16 protein-coding genes are annotated in these 16,364 nt (G+C 73.2%); 10 read left to right on the forward strand and 6 right to left on the reverse strand.

From position 1 onward, the window contains the following. The first annotated feature begins 39 nt into the window (after nucleotides 1-39). From E4U92_RS36910 to E4U92_RS32455, 5 genes are all read left to right on the forward strand, one after another. Complete coding sequence (locus E4U92_RS36910; protein WP_373311743.1) at nucleotides 40-1,305, forward strand: cysteine synthase; 1,266 nt, start codon at nucleotides 40-42, stop codon at nucleotides 1,303-1,305. Further along, the gene (locus E4U92_RS32440; RefSeq protein ID WP_137304014.1) at nucleotides 1,302-2,576 is read left to right on the forward strand and encodes an ATP-grasp domain-containing protein; all 1,275 of its coding nucleotides are present in this window, start codon (nucleotides 1,302-1,304) and stop codon (nucleotides 2,574-2,576) included. The genes E4U92_RS36910 and E4U92_RS32440 overlap by 4 nt, the downstream gene beginning before the upstream one ends. Nucleotides 2,577-2,655: 79 nt before the next feature. Beyond that, nucleotides 2,656-3,912: an ATP-grasp domain-containing protein gene (locus E4U92_RS32445; protein ID WP_137304015.1), complete on the forward strand. Its 1,257-nt coding sequence runs from the start codon at nucleotides 2,656-2,658 to the stop codon at nucleotides 3,910-3,912. Nucleotides 3,913-3,920: 8 nt separating this feature from the next. After that, the gene (locus E4U92_RS32450) at nucleotides 3,921-5,186 is read left to right on the forward strand and encodes an MFS transporter (protein ID WP_137304016.1); all 1,266 of its coding nucleotides are present in this window, start codon (nucleotides 3,921-3,923) and stop codon (nucleotides 5,184-5,186) included. Nucleotides 5,187-5,251: 65 nt separating this feature from the next. Continuing rightward, a complete protein-coding gene (locus E4U92_RS32455; RefSeq protein WP_067238279.1) occupies nucleotides 5,252-5,704 on the forward strand; it encodes a cupin domain-containing protein in 453 nt (150 codons plus the stop codon). A gap of 96 nt (nucleotides 5,705-5,800) precedes the next feature. Here the strand turns inward: E4U92_RS32455 and E4U92_RS32460 are convergent, their stop codons facing one another. The 4 genes from E4U92_RS32460 to E4U92_RS32475 form a co-directional block, all read right to left on the reverse strand. Next, entirely contained in the window at nucleotides 5,801-6,340 is a 540-nt protein-coding gene (locus E4U92_RS32460; RefSeq protein WP_229863519.1) for a nucleoside deaminase, read from the reverse strand. 26 nt (nucleotides 6,341-6,366) lie between these two features. Continuing rightward, the gene (locus E4U92_RS32465) at nucleotides 6,367-7,203 is read right to left on the reverse strand and encodes an LLM class flavin-dependent oxidoreductase (RefSeq protein ID WP_137304018.1); all 837 of its coding nucleotides are present in this window, start codon (nucleotides 7,201-7,203) and stop codon (nucleotides 6,367-6,369) included. 85 nt (nucleotides 7,204-7,288) lie between these two features. Continuing rightward, nucleotides 7,289-8,515: an MFS transporter gene (locus tag E4U92_RS32470; RefSeq protein WP_137304019.1), complete on the reverse strand. Its 1,227-nt coding sequence runs from the start codon at nucleotides 8,513-8,515 to the stop codon at nucleotides 7,289-7,291. 10 nt (nucleotides 8,516-8,525) lie between these two features. Then, nucleotides 8,526-9,554, reverse strand: coding sequence for a transporter substrate-binding domain-containing protein (locus E4U92_RS32475; RefSeq protein WP_137304020.1), 1,029 nt, complete (start codon nucleotides 9,552-9,554; stop codon nucleotides 8,526-8,528). Nucleotides 9,555-10,172: 618 nt separating this feature from the next. Between E4U92_RS32475 and E4U92_RS32480 the strand changes: the two genes are divergently transcribed. Further along, nucleotides 10,173-10,538, forward strand: coding sequence for a hypothetical protein (locus E4U92_RS32480; RefSeq protein WP_137304021.1), 366 nt, complete (start codon nucleotides 10,173-10,175; stop codon nucleotides 10,536-10,538). Nucleotides 10,539-10,609: 71 nt separating this feature from the next. Here E4U92_RS32480 and ppk2 read toward each other — a convergent pair whose 3' ends face one another. Next, the gene (gene ppk2, locus E4U92_RS32485) at nucleotides 10,610-11,566 is read right to left on the reverse strand and encodes a polyphosphate kinase 2 (protein ID WP_174864111.1); all 957 of its coding nucleotides are present in this window, start codon (nucleotides 11,564-11,566) and stop codon (nucleotides 10,610-10,612) included. Nucleotides 11,567-11,693: 127 nt separating this feature from the next. Then, nucleotides 11,694-12,455, reverse strand: a complete 762-nt coding sequence (locus tag E4U92_RS32490; RefSeq protein WP_137304023.1) for an SDR family oxidoreductase — start codon at nucleotides 12,453-12,455, stop codon at nucleotides 11,694-11,696. Between the two features lie 183 nt (nucleotides 12,456-12,638). Between E4U92_RS32490 and E4U92_RS32495 the strand changes: the two genes are divergently transcribed. The 4 genes from E4U92_RS32495 (at nucleotide 12,639) to E4U92_RS32510 (ending at nucleotide 16,307) form a co-directional block, all read left to right on the forward strand. Beyond that, entirely contained in the window at nucleotides 12,639-13,487 is an 849-nt protein-coding gene (locus tag E4U92_RS32495; RefSeq protein ID WP_137304024.1) for a helix-turn-helix transcriptional regulator, read from the forward strand. Nucleotides 13,488-13,630: 143 nt separating this feature from the next. After that, nucleotides 13,631-14,464: a CPBP family intramembrane glutamic endopeptidase gene (locus E4U92_RS32500; RefSeq protein ID WP_137304025.1), complete on the forward strand. Its 834-nt coding sequence runs from the start codon at nucleotides 13,631-13,633 to the stop codon at nucleotides 14,462-14,464. 35 nt (nucleotides 14,465-14,499) lie between these two features. Beyond that, nucleotides 14,500-15,651, forward strand: a complete 1,152-nt coding sequence (locus tag E4U92_RS32505; RefSeq protein WP_137304026.1) for a sensor histidine kinase — start codon at nucleotides 14,500-14,502, stop codon at nucleotides 15,649-15,651. Then, nucleotides 15,648-16,307 (forward strand): response regulator, encoded by a 660-nt coding sequence (locus E4U92_RS32510; protein WP_137304027.1) that lies wholly within the window; start codon nucleotides 15,648-15,650, stop codon nucleotides 16,305-16,307. The genes E4U92_RS32505 and E4U92_RS32510 overlap by 4 nt, the downstream gene beginning before the upstream one ends. The last annotated feature ends 57 nt before the right edge of the window (nucleotides 16,308-16,364 follow it).

A 16,364-nucleotide genomic window follows, 5' to 3' on the forward strand; every position in this document is an offset into this window, starting at 1 on the left:
GTGGCCCGGCAGTACCTGGGACAGCCCCTGCCCGCCCGCGTGCTGCCCGAGCAGCCGGTCGGCGGCGCCGCCATCCGCTACCTGACCGCGCAGCCCGGCCGGGTCGTGTCGGTCGGCGGCCTCGAGCGGGCCGCCGCGCTGCCCGGCGTCGAGGAAGTGGTCGTCAAGCCGAAGCCGGGCTCCGTCATACGGGAGTTGCGCCGCAACGGCGACCGCGCCGGACACGTCCTCGTGGTGGCCGACACCGCGGAGCTCGCGGCGCGCACCGCGGAGGCCGCCGCGCAGGAGATCAGCATCCGCACCGAGCCCGTCCTACGGCGCCCCGTCGCGGACTCCCTGGTCGACCTGATCGGGGGCACCCCGCTGCTGAGGCTGCCCGTCCACCGGGTCGTGGACGGGGCACCGGACGACGCCGAGGTGCTGGCCAAGCTGGAGCTGTTCAACCCCTGGTCCAGCAGCAAGGACCGGGCCGCGCTGTCGATGCTGCGCGGCGCCGAGGAGCGCGGGCTGCTCACCCCGGGCGACGGCACCGTGATCGAGGCGACCTCGGGCAACACCGGCATCTCGCTGGCCGCACTGGCCGCGGCCCGCGGCTACCGGTGCGTCATCGTGCTGCCGGACAACGCCACCCAGGAGCGGGTGGCCATCCTGCGCTCGCTCGGCGCCGAGGTCGTACGGACCCCGCACACGGGCGGCTACCAGGCGGCCGTCGACAAGGCGGAGGAGCTGCACCGGCAGACCCCCGGGTCCTGGTTCTGCTGCCAGCACGACAACCCGGACAACACCCGCGCCCACTACGAGACGACCGGCCCGGAGATCTGGAGCGACGCCGACGGGCGGATCGACGTGTTCGTGGCCGGGGTGGGCACCGGCGGGACGCTCAGCGGCGCCGGACGCTACCTGCGCGAGGCCCACCCCGCGGTGCGGATCGTGGCGGTGGAGCCGGCCGGCTCGCCGCTGCTGTCCGGCGGCGAGCCCGGCACGCACTCCATCCCGGGCTTCAACGGCGGCTTCATCGCGCCCACCACCGAACGCCACCTCATCGACGAGGTGATCGCGGTCTCCGACGCGGACGCCCTGGACACCACCCGGCGGCTCGCGGCGCGCGCAGGTCTGCTGGTCGGGGTCTCGGCGGGTGCCGTCGTCCACGCGGCCGGCGTCCTGGCGGCCCGCCCGGAGTACCGGGGCCGGCGCATCGTGACCCTGCTGCCCGACACCGGCGAGCGCTACCTCAGCCTGCTGGGCCGCGAGGCCGAGGCCGTGCCGGCCGGCGCCGTCGTCGCCGAGGCGGGCGGTGCCCGGTGACGACGCCCGCACCCGCCGACGGCCGGCCCCGCCTGCTGATGGTGATGCCCTACCGCCAGTTCGTGCGCAAGGCGCAGGCCGAGGGCTTCTGGGTCGGCGCCGTCTGGGACCCCCGGCTGGAGTCGCCCGCGTACCTCGACGACGTCCGCGCCCTGGCCGACCTGTACCTGGAGACCGACTTCCAGGACCCGGAGCTGCTGCGCCGCACCCTGCGCGAGGCGGCCCGCGAGCACGGGGCCACGGTGATCTACCACATCGGCCGGGAGGAAACGATGGTCACCGCCCACGAGGTGGCCGAGGAACTGCACGCCGAGCTCAACCCGGCCGCGGCGATCCGCTTCCTCGCCGACAAGCACGCCATGCGCGACCTGCTCGCCCGGCACGGGCTGTCCCCGGTGTCCTTCGAGGCGGCGCCGACCCGGCGGGAGGTGCCCGGCGCGGTCGAGCGGATCGGCTGCCCGGCCGTCGTCAAACCGGCCGCGCTCGCCGGCAGCCGGGGCGTGTTCCTGTGGCAGGAGCCGCAGGACCGGGCGGCCTGGACGGCACTGGTCGACGCGTACGGCTACGACGGGCCGTTCCTGGTCGAGGAGTACCTGCGGGGTCCGGAGTACAGCGTGGAGACGCTGAGCCGGGACGGCCGCCACCAGGTCGTCGGCATCACCGAGAAGCTGCTGGGGCCACCGCCGCTGTTCGTGGAGGTGGGGCACGTCCACCCGGCGCCGCTCCCCGAGGACCGCAGGCGGGCCGTCGAGGACCTCACCACCGAGCTCCTCACGGCGTGCGGCTACCGGTTCGGGCCGGCCCACACCGAGGTCATCTGGACCGAACGCGGCCCGCGGATCGTGGAGTCGCAGGCCCGGCTCGGCGGTGACCGCATCCCGCGGCTCGTCGAACTCGCCACCGGACTGGACATCGAGCAGGCGATCTTCACCGCCCTCGCGGACCGTCCCGTGGCTCTGCCCGAGGCGACGGCGACGGCGATCGTGCGGTTCTTCACCTTCCCGCCCGGCCGTATCAGCGAGATCCGGGGCCTGGAGACGGTCGCCGGCCTCCCCTACGTCGACGAGCTGAGCCTCAAGCTGAGCCCGGGCGGCACGGTGCCGGAGGTCCGCGACTCCAAGAGCCGGCACGGCCACGTCATCGTCTCGGGTGCCACCGCCGAGGAGGCCCGGGCCCGCTCCGCGGAGGTGCTCGCCGCGCTCGAGGTCGTCATCGACGGCACGCCCGTCCGCGCGGACGGCCGCACCTCGGTGCTCGGGACGCCCGTATGAACGCCGTCGGTCACGAGTCCCCCCACGTTCGAAGAAAGGCAGTGACCATGCAGTGGTCCCCATCCCCCAGGAGGTCGCCATGACCAGCCCCGCCAGCGACGCACAGGTGGTGTTCGTCGGCTACAACGCGGCCTACCTGCGCGCCATCGACGGGAGCGTCCCCAGCGGGTCCGTCGTGGTGATCGAGGAACCCGACATCATCCGCAAGCGCGAACTGCACGACGCCGCCAGCCGGTTCGACTGCCTGGACCGGATCGTCCCGGCGAGCTACCAGCAGTCGGCCGGGGCCCTGGACCTGGCCGCCGAGCTGACGGCCACCCGCCCGGTGGCCGCCGTCGTCCCCGGTCTGGAGTACGCGGTGCCCGCCACGGCCGCGCTCGCCGAGAAGCTGGGGCTGCCGGGGGCGACCGAGGCGGCCGCGCAGGCGCTGCGCGACAAGGTGCGGCTGCGCGAGGTGTCCGGGGCCGGCGGCGTGCGCAACCCGCGCTGGCGCGAGGTGCACGGGCCCGCGGACATCCTGGAGTTCGCCGACGGCGGTCCGGTGGTGGTCAAGCCGGCGAACCGGCAGGCGAGCGTGGGCGTGCAGCTGCTGGACTCGGTCGACGAGGCCACCGCGGCCGAGGCGTGGGAGCGGACCTCGTCCGCCGCCGAGTACGAGCAGGTGCCCGACCGGGAGCTGGCGTGGCGCTTCCTGGCCGAAGAACGGCTGCGCGGACCGGAGTTCAGCGTCGAGGCGCTGGTGCGCGAGGGCGAGGTGGTCTTCGAGAACGTCACGGCCAAGACCGTCGTCCCGGGGCCCTACCCGGTGGAGCAGGGCCACCTGCTGCCGGCTCCGCTCGACCCCGGCACCCAGGAGGCGTTCGGCACGGCGATCCGCAAGCTGGTCGCCGCCACCGGCTTCGGGACGGGCATCCTGCACGCCGAGTGGATCCTGACCGAGGACGGTCCGACGCTGGTGGAGTGCGCCGGCCGCTGCCCCGGTGACTACCTGGTCGACCTCATCGACCTGGCCTACGGGACCCGCGTCAGGCTGACGCTCATCGACCTGCTCGCCGGCCGTCCCGTCACGCTGCCCCGCTCCGCCGAGCGGACCTCGGCGATCCGGTTCCTGGCAGCCGAGCCGGGCACGGTCACCGCGGTCACCGGGCTGGACGAGGCGCAGCGGCTGCCCGGTGTGCACGTCGCGGAGGTGGACGTCGAGGCCGGTCAGCAGGTGCGTGCCTGGGCGTCGTCCTGGGACCGGGCCGGACACGTCATCGCGACCGGACCCGACGCGGACACCACCCGCCGGCGCGTCCTGGACGCGGACGCCGCCATCCGCATCGCTACCGATTGAGGAACGACATGTCTGCTGTGTGGCAACGCGTCCGCGGGTGGCGCGGCTCCATGCCCGGAGGCTCGGTCGGCCTGCGGCTGGCCGTGATGGCGATGATCGACGCCGTCGGCACGGGTGCCTTCCTCGCCGTGTCCGTGCCGTTCATCACGCGGTCGGTCCACCTGTCGGAGGGCAACCTCGGCCTCGGCCTGACCCTGTCCGCCGCCGTCGCCCTCGCCACGGCCATCCCGATCGGCGTCCTCGCGGACCGGATCGGCCCGAAGAAGGTGCTGGTCGGGGTCAGCCTGTGGCGCTGCGCCTGCTTCGTGGTCTACCCGCTGGTGCAGAACCTGTGGCAGTTCCTGACCGTGGTGTGCCTGCTCGGCCTGGTCGACAAGGCGGCCGCACCGATGGAGCAGGCCCTGGTCGGGCAGGCCACGGCGACCGAGGACCGGGTCAGGGTCGTCGCGATCCTCCGGTCGCTGCGCAACGTCGGCTTCACCGTGGGCGCGCTGCTCGGCGGGATCGGGCTGCTGATCGACACCCGCGCCGGGTACACCGCGATCCTGCTGGTCAACGCCGCCTCGTTCGCGGTGCTCGCGAGCCTGGCCGCGCGGCTGCCGGTGCTCAGCGCCCCGGCGAAGAGCCTGCGCCGGCGCTTCTCGGTCAGCGTGCTGCGGGACGGGTCGTTCCTGTCGTTCACCGGGATCAACGCCGTGCTCACGATGCACATGACGCTGCTGAGCATCGGTATCCCGCTGTGGATCGTCAAGCACACCGACGTCTCCTCGGCGCTGATCTCACCGCTGGTGGCGGTCAACACCGTGCTGGCGGTCGCCCTGCAGGTGCGGGCCAGCCGCGGGACCGACACGATCGCGGGTGCCGCGCGGGCCCTGGTGTGGGCCGGCGTCTCGCTCGCGCTGTGCTGCCTGCTGCTCGTCGCCGCGCCGAAACTGCCGGTGGTCCTCGCCGTCGGCGTGCTGCTGCTGGCGATGGTCGCGCTGACCGGCGGTGAACTGTTCCAGTCCGCCGGCGGCTGGGGCGGCTCCTACCTGCTCGCCGCGCCCGGCCAGGAGGGCGTCTACCTCTCGGTCTTCTGGCTCGGCGTGGCCATCCAGCAGATCGCGGCGCCGGTCCTGGTCAGCCTGGTCGTCACGACCGGCACCTCGGGCTGGGTCGTCCTGGCGGCGCTGTTCGCCGTCTGCGGTCTCGCCGCGCCGCCCATCGGCCGCTGGGCCCAGGCCCGGGCCGACAGCAGGCCCCAGCCGGACCCGACCCTGGCCGAGGCCACGTAACCACCCCTGAACCGCCGGCCGCTCGACCGTGTCGGCACTGTGTGATCAACCATCTGAGGAGAGACATGTCCGTTCCGCTGTACGTTCCGTCGGGCGAAGGCGAGTTCGTCAACATCCGCGACACCAAGAGGACGTACCTCAAGCTCACCACGGCGGACTCCGACGGCGAGTTCGGCTTCTTCGAGCACCACATGGCGCCGGAGGCGAGCGGTGCGAGCCCGCACATCCACAAGCAGTCCACCGAGATGTTCTACGTGGTGAAGGGCGAGATCGAGTTCACCATCGGCGACCGCAAGGTGGTGGGTGAGCCGGGTGCGTTCGCCTACGTCCCCAAGGGCGAGCCGCACGGCTTCACCAACCGGGGCAACGAGGACGCCACGCTCCTGATCATGTTCTACCCGATCTACAACCGCGAGGACTACTTCCGCGGCCTGGGGCGCCTCACGGCCAACGGGCGCAACCCCTCCCTGGAGGAGCTGCAGGAGCACATGGCGAAGTACGACCAGTTCATGGTCTGACCCGCCGACCGGCGGCGCGGTCCGAGCCGTCGGCCGGCGGCAACGCACGGGGCCTGGCAGCGATCGCGCCGCCAGGCCCCGGTCTGCGTGTCACCGTCAGTCGCCCGCGCTGTTCCGCAGCCGGAAGCGCCACTGCAACTCCCGCACCTGCTCGGCGAGTTCCGGAACCGGACCCGCCACCTCCTGGCCGGGCACGACGTCCTGGACGGACAGCGGGGCCAGCGGCGAGGTGACGGGGACGCCCCACTCGGCCTTCCAGTCCCGGGCCTGCCGGGACGAGCTGGCGTAGACGATGCGGCCCAGCCCGGCCCAGCCGTGGGCGGCCGCGCACATCGGGCAGTGCTCGCCCGAGGTGTACACGGTCGCCGCGGCCCGCTCCTCGGGGCTCAGGTGGGTCACGGCCCACCGGACCAGCTCGAACTCGGGGTGCCGGGTCGGGTCGCCCGTGGTGGACTCGCGGTTGCGGTCCTCGGCGAGGATCTTGCCGTCCGCGTCGACGAGCACCGAGCCGAACGGCCAGTCGCCGGCGTCGACCGCCTCGGCGGCCAGCTCGATGCAGCGGCGCAGGTAGGGCAGTTCGGCCTCGTCGACGGTGCCGGTGCCGTGCTGGGAAAGGTCGTGGTCGTTGGGGGCCACTGTCACTCCGTCTCTGTGGGGGGCGGCTACGGCCGGTGCGCGGCCAGGGTGGCCAGTGCCTGCCATGCCGGCTCGGGTCGCAGGGTCTCGTCCGGGTCACCGTGGTACGGGTCGAGCAGCACGGTTTCCGCACCGGCCCGGCGGAGTTCCTCGATGTCCTCGAGAATCTGCTCGAGGGTTCCTTCACCGGCCCGCCGGTCAGGGTCGTCGATCGGCTTTTCGGTGAGCTGAAGATAGATGCGCGGGGCCAACTCGGGAACCGGCAGTTCGAGTTCGTCCGCGATATTCCGCACGCGCGGCAGGGCCTCCCGGAACCAGGACATCGTGAACCGCAGGGGATGCCAGGGAGAACCGAAACGGACGGCCCGCCGTATTGCGGCGTCGCTGTTTCCGCCGACCCAGATCGGAATCTGCCCGCTGCCGTAGTCGGCCTCGTCGGCCCACGCGGAGCGCAGGGTCCGCAGGAGTTCGTCGGTCAGCGCGCCGCGGCGCCGGAACTCGACGTCCAGCGCCGCGAACTCCTCGCGCGCCCAGCCGACCCCGACGCCGAGAACCAGCCGTCCACCGCTGAGTTGCTGCAGGTTGGCGGCCATGCGAGCGACCAGCAGGGGGTGCCGGTAGGGCGCGATGAGGACCGTCGTGCCCAGGTGGATCCTGGTCGTGATCCCCGCCAGCCAGGCCAGCGTGGTGACGGGTTCGTAAAAAGGCGCCGGATATTGTTTCGCCACATCCGACGTGATCGCCACATGATCGGAGAGCATCAACAGGTCGAAACCGAGCCCCTCCGAGGTCTTGGCCCAGCGGGCCAGGTTGTCCGGGGTGGCACCCGGACCGAAGTTGGGAACATTCACGCCTATCCGCATGGCCCCACACTAGCAACTGCGCGGCGGCGACGTGCAGTTGTCCGCGAGGGTTATGGCGGCGGAATCCACGGAAAAGCAATGGCGGTCAGTCGCCGGGTGGCGACGTGCATTTCCCGGTATCCGGCCGTCGTGTCACCCACCGGTCGAAGAGGAGGAACACGGCCAGGACCGCCGCCGCGGCCGGGAAGAGGGCGGCCGGGCCGCCGTGGGAGAGCACGGGGCCGCCCGCGAGCGATCCGACGCCGGTACCGCCGTCGAAGGCGACGTTCCAGGCGACCCCGGCCACCGCGAGGCCGGCGGGGTGGTCGCCGGCGGCCTGCAGCGCGAGCACCAGCGTGGCACTCTGCACCGCCCCGAAGCTGGCCCCGAACAGCGCGGTTCCGGCGAGCAGCAGGACCGGTTCGTGCGGCGCGGCCCCCGCGGCGGTGCCGAGTGCCGTGAGCAGCACGGCGGGGGGCAGTACCCGGCGGGCGCCGTACCGGTCGATGAGCCACCCGGCGCCGAGGCGGGAGAGCACGGTGGAGACTTGCGCGGCCAGCAGGGCACCGGGGGCAGCCGAGGCCGTCAGCGGCAGGAAAGTGAAGACGACGCCGTACGCCGTGGTGGAGGCGGCCTCCACCAGCAGGGGGCCGGTCATGGGGCGCAGGGCCCGGCCCGTCGCGCGCAGGGTCCGCCGGTGGCCGGGTTCCGGCGCGGGGGCGGGTGCTGCCGCGCGCGGGAAGCAGAACGCGCCGGCCACGACCAGCGCGGCGGTGGCCGTGGCCAGGGCGAAGACCAGCGGATAGGCCCGCTCCCGGGCCAGGGCGATACCCGCGGGGGCCCCCAGCACGCCGGAGACCCCGACCACCGCGCCGTACCAGCCGATGGCCCTGCCCCGGGCGCCCGGCGGGAACAGTTCGGCGGTGAAGGTGACCCCGGCGACGACGAAGACGCCGAAGCCCAGCCCGCGCACGGCCGCCAGTGCGGTCAGTGCCGGCAGTGCGGACACCGCCGGCAGGACCGGGCAGGGCAGCCCGAAGAGCACGCCGCTCAGCGCGAGGGACTGGCGCCGTCCGATCCGGGCGAAGAGCCACGGGGTGACCGGCTGGACGACGAGGGTGGCCGCCATGAGGGTCGCGGTGAGCGCTCCGGCGCCCGCCGGTCCGGCGCCGGAGCGGACGGCGTACGCGGGCAGCGCGGAGAGCGTCAGGTTGAAGCTCGCGAAGCCGCCGAACGCGGCGATCAGGGCGCCGGCCACCGCGACCCGCCTCCGGCCGGCGGGGGGCGCCGGGCGGAGGCCGGTCGTGGTGGAGGCGTCCGGCGGCCGGGTCATCGGGGGCGGGTCAGGCGTTGTCGAGCGGCAGCCCGGGCGGGTTGACCTCGGCCTTGGTGACGGCCTCGTTGGAGAGGTGCCAGGCCGCCAGCCACTTGGCGTACTGCCCGTTCTGGATCAGGTAGTTGATCGCGGCGGCGACCGGCTCGGCCAGGCCGCTGCCCTTCTTGGCGGTGGCCGCGATCAGGCCCTGCAGCGAGTCACCGGCGCCGGAGAAGGTGCCCGCGTTGGCCGTGGGCTTGGGCGACGTCGCCGTCTGCGTGATGTGGTACGAGATGGTCGGGTTGGGGCCGAAGTGGGCGTCGATCTCACCGCTGCTGAGCGCCAGGTGGACGGCGTTGTTGTCCGGGTAGTGCTTGATGGTGAGCTTCTTGCCCTCGCTCTTCAGCTTCTTCTGCCACTCCAGGAGGATGCGCTCCTGGTTGGTGCCGGAGCCGACCTCGACGGTCCTGCCGGCCAGGTTCTCGTAGTCGCCGTCGAACTTCCAGGGGTTCGACTTCAGCACCTCGAAGGCGAGGTTGTCCTGCCGGTAGGAGGCGAACTCGTACTTGCGCTTGCGCTCCTCGGTGTCGGTGATGTTGGAGAAGCCCACGTCCACCTTGCCGCTGTCGATGCCGACGAACAGGTTGTCCCAGGTGAAGTTGCGGCTCACCGGCTCCAGTCCGAGGACCGCGGCGACCAGGCGGCCGATGTCGGCCTCGGACCCGGTGAGGGTCTTCTGGTCCTCGCCGATGAACTCCAGCGGGGCGGAGCCGGACGGCAGGACGCCGTGGCCGATCACCAGCTTGCCGCTCTTCTTGACGTCGGCGGGCAGCTGGGCGCTGATCGACTTCACCTCGGACACCTCGAGGGTGGTCTCCGTGGCGGCGCCGTTCGAGAGCCGGCCGATCGTCACCCTCCCGGAAGCGGCGTCGCCCGTCCCGGTGGCGGCGTCACTGTCACCGCCGCAGGCGGCCAGCCCGGCGGTGAGCGTCGCGAGGACGGTGGCCGCGGTGAGGCCGCGGAGCAGACGGGGTCTGGAGGAGGAGTGGGTAGGCATGGCCGTTCCTTGTCGCTGAGGGAAGAAGGGCGGCGTGGGGGGATCGGGTGCGTGCGCGGTGGGGTCGCGGAGGTGCGCCTCGTGAGCGCCGGGCGGCTTCCGGCCGTTCCACGACCACGCATCACCATGTCTACCAGGCAGAACCGCGGCGGATCATTGCAGGCACATGAAGCTTCCGGCCAACTGTCCGCGCAGGCCGTGGTGTTGCCGGGCCGGTGACGACGGACGCCCTTGACTCCGCGAGAACCGCCGATCCACGGTCGGCGCGAACCAAGGGCCGGGCGATCAGCCGACGAGCCCCTTGTCCGCTTTTCCGCACGCGCGTCGGCATCGGCCGCGCGGTCGGCCGACGAACCCGGGAGGACGACGTGGTGACCACCCTCGTGCTGTTCCCGCGTTGTCACGCCGGCCTGCTGCGGGTCTCCGGCTGTCCGTGCCACGGCTGACCTCGTAACACCGCTCGGCGGCCCGGTCGGTCCGCGCCGAGCGGGCCGTGGCAGGCCCGTCCCGTGCGTGGGGTCAGCAGCACGGGTTTCCGGGCGAAGAGGGTGCGCAGGGGGCGTCAACCTCCTGAAAGGTGTCTACGCTAGCCCTTCAGGGCGACTGGGGGGATGGCCTGTGAACTGGATCTGGTGGGTTCTCATCGCGTTCTGGACGGGCGGGTTCGCCTGGGCCGCGGACACGGTCCGCACCGCGCTGCGCACCCGGCACAAGCGGAAGCTGCAGCTGCTCGAGGCGGCCAGGGAGGAGCGCCTGGCCGTCGAGGCGGCGAACAAGCCCCCCGAGCCGGTCTGCGGGTGCACGCACCACCTCGCCAAGCACGACAAGCAGGGCCGGTGCCACGAGCGCGTCGAAGTGCCGACGACCTGGGACGAGAACAAGAAGCCGCTGCGCTACGAGGCCGGCCGGTGCAACTGCCAGCAGTACGTGGGACCGCAGCCCCTGGCGCAGGTGTTCGCCGAGGAGCTCACCGACCGCATGTGAGCGGCGCCGCCCGGCCGGACGCCGACGTGCGGCGGGGCCCGCCCCGCAGGGTGGGCCCCGCCGTGCGGGGGTCAGTCGTTGCCGGGGTGTTTGCCGGGGACGCCGACGCCGGGTGACAGCGGTGTCGGGGAGAGCTGCGTGTCCTCCTCACCGGGCTCCAGGAGGGTGTCGGCGGCGCCGACGACGAGGGGGTCCGGCGTGCCCACCGCCTCCTCGTCCTTGCTCGCGTAGTCGATGCGCGCCAGCAGGCTGCGCATCGTCTCCAGCCGGGCGCGCCGCTTGTCGTTGCTCTTGACCACGGTCCAGGGGGCGTGCGGGGTGTCCGTGGCGCGGAACATGTCGACCTTCGCCTCGGTGTAGGCGTCCCAGAGGTCCAGGGACGCCAGGTCGGTCGGCGAGAGCTTCCACTGGCGCACCGGGTCGACCTGCCGGATCGCGAAGCGCGTGCGCTGCTCCGAGCGGGACACCGAGAACCAGAACTTCACCAGCAGGATGCCGCTGTCGACCAGCATCCGCTCGAAGGTGGGGCACTGGTCGAGGAACAGCTCGTACTCCTCCTGCGAGCAGAAGCCCATCACCCGCTCCACACCGGCCCGGTTGTACCAGGAGCGGTCGAAGAAGACGATCTCCCCGGCCGTCGGCAGTTGTGCGACGTACCGCTGGAAGTACCACTGCCCGGCCTCGCGTTCGGTGGGCTTGTCCAGGGCGACCACGCGGGCGCCCCGCGGGTTGAGGCGCTCGGTGAGCCGTTGGATCGTGCCGCCCTTGCCCGCCGCGTCCCGCCCCTCGCACACCAGGACGACGCGCGAGCCGGTTTCCTTGACCCAGCGCTGGAGCTTCAGCAGCTCTATCTGCAGGACACGCTTGGCGCGCTCGTACTCCTTGCGTGACACCTTGTGGTCGTACGGGTAGTTCTCCTTCCAGGTCTGGATGGGGCGCCCTTCGGCGTCCAGCACGATCGGCTGCTCACGCCGACTGGCGTCCACGGTGAGTCCGTCCAGCAGCTTCTCGGCGTCTTCGGCGTTCATCAACTGGCGTTCCGTTCGGCTCTCGCGGTCGGTCGGAGGGACACCCGAGTGCCCCGTCCGACCTGGTCCATGTGGCGGCGCCCCGGTGGACGGCGGCGACGGCCGTGGTCACGGCGCGCGGACCGGGTCAGCCCTGGCGGCCGGGGAGCATCGCCAGGGCGCGGGAGCGCCGGGCGACGAGGTCGTCGTAGGTGCCGTCGCGCTCCGCCCAGCGGTGCGCCAGGACCCGCTCGACCAGGATCTCGTGCGGGGTGGGCTCCTGTCCGAGCAGCCCCATGACCTCGGTGGCGAACACGTCGAGCGGCAGCGCGTCCGGGTTCACCTTCTCCTGTCCCGCCGTGGCGACCGCGGGCGGGACCAGTTCGACGACGCCCACACCGGTTCCGTCGAGCTGGGCGCGCAGGGCCTCGGAGTAGGCGTGCACGGCGGCCTTGGAGGCGGCGTAGGCGGGCATGAGCGGGAACGGCAGGAAGGCGATGCCGGAGGTGACGGTGACGAGGGTCCCGGCGCCGCGTCCGACGAGGTGCGGGGTGAAGGCGTCGGCGACGCGGATGGTGCCGAGCAGGTTGGTGTCGACCGTGGTCCGCGCCGCCTCGAAGTGCGCGGGGTCGCGCAGGTCCTCCAGGAGCATGACGCCCGCTGCGATCACCACGGTGTCCAGCTCCGGGTACCGGGCGAGGACGGCGTCCCGGGCGCGTGCCACGGATGCGCCGTCGGTGACGTCGACGGCGAAGGTGGCGAACCCTTCGGCGGACAGGTCGCCGAGCCTCTCGGCGCTGCGTCCGCCGACGGCGACGGTGCTGCCGGCCGCGGCGAACCGGCGCGCCAGCTCCCGGCCGATGCCGGAGGTTCCGCCGACGACGAGAACGGTGCGGTGGGACAGGTTCACGGAGATTTCCCCTTCGATCGTTCACGGCGCCCGCCGCGGGCCGCCCGGCCCGCGCGGACACCGTCCTCGGCGGCAGTGCGGGAGCCAGTCTCGGATGACGCGGGCGGACGCGGCAGGGCCCGGCTGCTCCCTGGTCCTGACAGGGCCCCCCTTCGGGCGGCCGGGCGGGACTACGGTGGCGGCATGGAGCACGAGGAACCCGGCAACCGGCTCGGCAGCTATCTGCGCGCCCGGCGCGAGCTGGTCTCTCCCGCGCAGGCGGGCATCCCGCCCGGCGGCAACCGTCGCGTTCCCGGGCTGCGGCGCGAGGAGGTCGCCCTGCTCGCCGGGATCAGCCCCGACTACTACCTGCGCCTGGAGCGCGGCCGCGACACGAACCCCTCACCCCAGGTGCTGGAGGCGCTGGCACGTGTCCTGCGCCTGGACGACACCGAGCGGACGTACCTGCTGGGGTTGTCCGCGGCACGGCCCCGGGCAGCGCGCCGCAGGCGCCCCGAACGCGTCCCGGACCGGCTGCACGAGCTGCTGGCCCAGCTCCAGGTCCCGGCGTTCGTCGAGGGACGCGCCTTCGACGTCCTGGCCTCCAACCCCCTCGCCGTCGCCCTCTCGCCCCGGTTGAGCCCCGGCCACAACCGGCTGCGGTCCTTCTTCCTCGACCCCGAGGAGCAGGAGTTCCAGGGCGACTGGGAGAAGGCCGCGGCCGGCTTCGTCGCGGCCCTGCGCACCAGCGTCGGGGACGACACCGACGACCCGCGCTTCGTGGAGCTGGTCGGGGAACTCGCGTTGTCCAGCGCGCGGTTCCGGTCCCTGTGGGCCCGCCACGACGTCCGCGCCCTCGACGGCGGCACCACCACCGTCCGCCACCCCGTCGTCGGCGAACTGCGCCTGCACCGCGACAAGCTGCCCGTGGACGACATCCTCCTCGTCGTGTACTACCCCGACCGCGGCAGCGAGAGCGACGAGAGGCTGCGCCTCCTCGCCGGCCTGCACGCGGACGCGGGGCGCCCCGGTGGCGCCGCCGTGCGCGACTGAGGCCGTCCCCCGTGAGGACTACGGGAAGGTGTCCTCCGTGAGGTGACGATTCCCGACCGGCGTTTCCCTAGCGTTACGGTCAGCCGGGGCGGACCCGCCGCGGACGGACACGGAACCGGGAACGGGGCCGGGAGGGAGTCGTCGTGAAGCTGGTGTGGCAGGTGCCGGCCGTGGTCGCGGTCGCAGCGGTCGGGGGGCAGGCCGTCGGCGCCGTGCACGACGACCCGTGGCTCTCGCTCCTCCTGGGCGCGGTGACGGTCGTGCTCTCGGTGGTCGTCTACCGGTGGGTGGTCGGGCGCACCGAGCGGCGCCCGGTCACGGAGCTGGCCCGGGAGGGCGCCCGAGGCGCGGTTGCGCGGGGGATGTTGATCGGTGCCGCGATGTTCGTCTGCGTCATCGCGAACATCGCCTTCCTCGGCGACTACGACGTGCACGGCTTCGGTTCGGTGGGCGGGGCGCTCGCGCTGGTCGGCTTCATGGCCGGTGCCGCGGTCACGGAGGAGCTGATGTTCCGGGGCCTGCTCTTCCGGCTCGTGGAGCGGCGTCTGGGCACGTACGCCGCGCTCGTGCTGTCCAGTGTGCTGTTCGGCGCGGCCCATCTGCTCAACGAGGACGCCACCCTGCTGGGCGCCGTCGCCATCGCGATCGAGGCCGGTGGGATGCTCGCAGCCGCGTACGCCGCCGCCCGCTCCCTGTGGCTGCCGATCGGCCTGCACTTCGGCTGGAACTTCGCCGAGGCGGGGATCTTCGGCACCGAGGTCTCCGGCAACGGCGACACGCACGGCCTGCTGGACAGCTCGACCTCGGGCGCCACCCTGGTCACGGGCGGTGCGTTCGGGCCGGAGGCCAGCATCTACGCGATGCTCTTCGGCGGGCTGCTGACGATCGCCTTCCTGCGGCTGGCCCGGCGCCGGGGCACCGTGGTCCCGCGGCGTCGCGGCGGGCGCGCCGACACGCTGGCTGCACTCCCCCGGTGATGAGCCCCGAGACGGTCCGCCGGCGGTAGCGCCGGCTGGACGTCACCGTCCGCGACCTCCCCCTCGGGCTGCTGTTCCTGGTCGCGTCGTTCCTGCCGGGACTGCGCGGTCAGGGGACACAGGTCGGGGACCTGCCGAGCCGCCCGTTCGACGCCCTCGCCGTCGTCGCGCTCGCCCTCGAATGCCTGCCGCTGGCGGTGCGGCGCCGGTGGCCGCTCGGGTGTCTCGCCCTGGTGGGCTGCGGCTTCGCCCTCGACCAGCTGCGGGGTTACCACTCGGCTGCGGGCAGCGCGCTGCCCCTCGTCCTGATCAGCGCGGGTTGCCATCTGGAGCGCCACCGCCGCACCGCCGTGGTCCTGCTCTCCGTGGCGTACGCGCCCCTCGCCGTCGCGCTCTCCCGCCTCGGGTCGGGCGGTGAGACGCCGGAGGAGTTCGTGACGTTCTACCTGGTGCTGGCGCTGGCCTGGGGAGCCGGGGCGTGGCTACGGTCCAGCCGGATCGCCGAGACCGAGCGCCGCGAACGGCTCGCCGTCCAGACCAGGGCGGCCGAACGCGCCCAGATCGCGCGGGAGTTGCACGACGTGGTGACCCACCACGTGACGGCCATGGTCGTCCAGGCCGAGGCCGCCCGCTACCTGACCGGCGCCCCCGAGCGGCTCGACCGGTCCCTGGCCGCCGTCAGCGACACCGGCCGCCGCGCGATCGCCGACCTGCGCCACCTGCTCGACCTGCTGAACCCCGACTACGGCGCTGACCACGACGCCGAAGCCGACGCGGCGGGCACCGCGCAACCCAGGAGTCCCGCCGCAGGCCGGGTCCTCACCCTCGTCGAGCAGACCCGCCGTGCCGGGCAGCCGGTGGACTTCAGCGAGCGGGGAATCCCCGCGGTGTCGACCGGCAGCGCCGACCTCGTCGCCTACCGGGTGGTGCAGGAGGCGCTGACCAACGCCCTCAAGTACGCTCACGGCAGCCGGACTTCCGTCCAGGTGCGGCACGGCGAGGGGGAGATCACCGTGGAGGTCAGCACGGAGGGCTCCGGGTCGCGCAGTGCCGCCGCGGTCGGCGGCGGACGGGGCCTGGCCGGCCTGCGCGAACGCGTCCACGTCCTGGGCGGCGACTTCAGCGCCGGGCACAGCACGGACGGCGGCTTCACCGTACGGGCCCGTATCCCCGGCAGCCCCGCATGAGCGCACCGATCAGGGTCCTGGTCTGCGACGACCAGACGCTGATCCGCACCGCCCTGGTGACCATCGTCGGCGCCCAGCCCGACATGGAGGTGGCGGGCGAGTGCGGCGACGGACGGACCGCGGTGCGACTCGCGGGCGAGGTGGGGCCGGACGTCGTCCTGATGGACATCCGGATGCCGGTCCTCGACGGCCTGGAGGCCACCCGCCTGCTGGCCGGCGCGGGGGTGCCGCACCCGGTCAAGGTCCTCGTGCTGACCACGTTCAACCTCGACGAGTACGTCTACGAGGCCCTGCGCGCCGGGGCCTCCGGCTTCCTCCTGAAGGACGCGCCCCCGGACCGGCTGCTGCAGGGCATCCGCACCGTGGCCAGTGGCGCGGCCCTCCTCGATCCCGAGGTCACGCGCCAGCTCGTCGGCCGGTACGCCACCCGGATCAGGCCCGCCGAGGACACCTCCCGCCACGCCCCGCTCACCCCCCGGGAGCTGGAGGTGCTGCGGCTCCTCGCGGACGGTCTCTCCAACAGCGAGATCGCCGCGGTCCTGGTCATCAGCCCGGAGACCGTCAAGACCTTCGTCTCCCGCATCCTGGCCAAGCTCCAGTTGCGGGACCGCGTCCAGGCCGTGGTCTACGCCTACCGCCACGGCCTGGCGACCTGACGCCGCGGCCGGGCGGGCCCCGGCGCCGTGCGTCGCCCGCGGTCGGGGACCGCCCTG

The sequence above is a fragment of the Streptomyces galbus genome (assembly GCF_005280195.1).
GTDB lineage: Bacteria > Actinomycetota > Actinomycetes > Streptomycetales > Streptomycetaceae > Streptomyces > Streptomyces galbus.

Excerpts from the sequence above, each read along its gene's own strand:
- E4U92_RS32450 (WP_137304016.1), top strand. The coding sequence starts at position 3,921 with ATGTCTGCTGTGTGGCAACGCGTCCGCGGGTGGCGCGGCTCCATGCCC.
- E4U92_RS32510 (WP_137304027.1), top strand. The coding sequence starts at position 15,648 with ATGAGCGCACCGATCAGGGTCCTGGTCTGCGACGACCAGACGCTGATC.
- E4U92_RS32470 (WP_137304019.1), bottom strand. The coding sequence starts at position 8,515 with ATGACCCGGCCGCCGGACGCCTCCACCACGACCGGCCTCCGCCCGGCG.
- E4U92_RS32455 (WP_067238279.1), top strand. The coding sequence starts at position 5,252 with ATGTCCGTTCCGCTGTACGTTCCGTCGGGCGAAGGCGAGTTCGTCAAC.
- E4U92_RS32475 (WP_137304020.1), bottom strand. The coding sequence starts at position 9,554 with ATGCCTACCCACTCCTCCTCCAGACCCCGTCTGCTCCGCGGCCTCACC.
- ppk2 (WP_174864111.1), bottom strand. The coding sequence starts at position 11,566 with ATGAACGCCGAAGACGCCGAGAAGCTGCTGGACGGACTCACCGTGGAC.
- E4U92_RS32445 (WP_137304015.1), top strand. The coding sequence starts at position 2,656 with ATGACCAGCCCCGCCAGCGACGCACAGGTGGTGTTCGTCGGCTACAAC.
- E4U92_RS32495 (WP_137304024.1), top strand. The coding sequence starts at position 12,639 with ATGGAGCACGAGGAACCCGGCAACCGGCTCGGCAGCTATCTGCGCGCC.
- E4U92_RS32465 (WP_137304018.1), bottom strand. The coding sequence starts at position 7,203 with ATGCGGATAGGCGTGAATGTTCCCAACTTCGGTCCGGGTGCCACCCCG.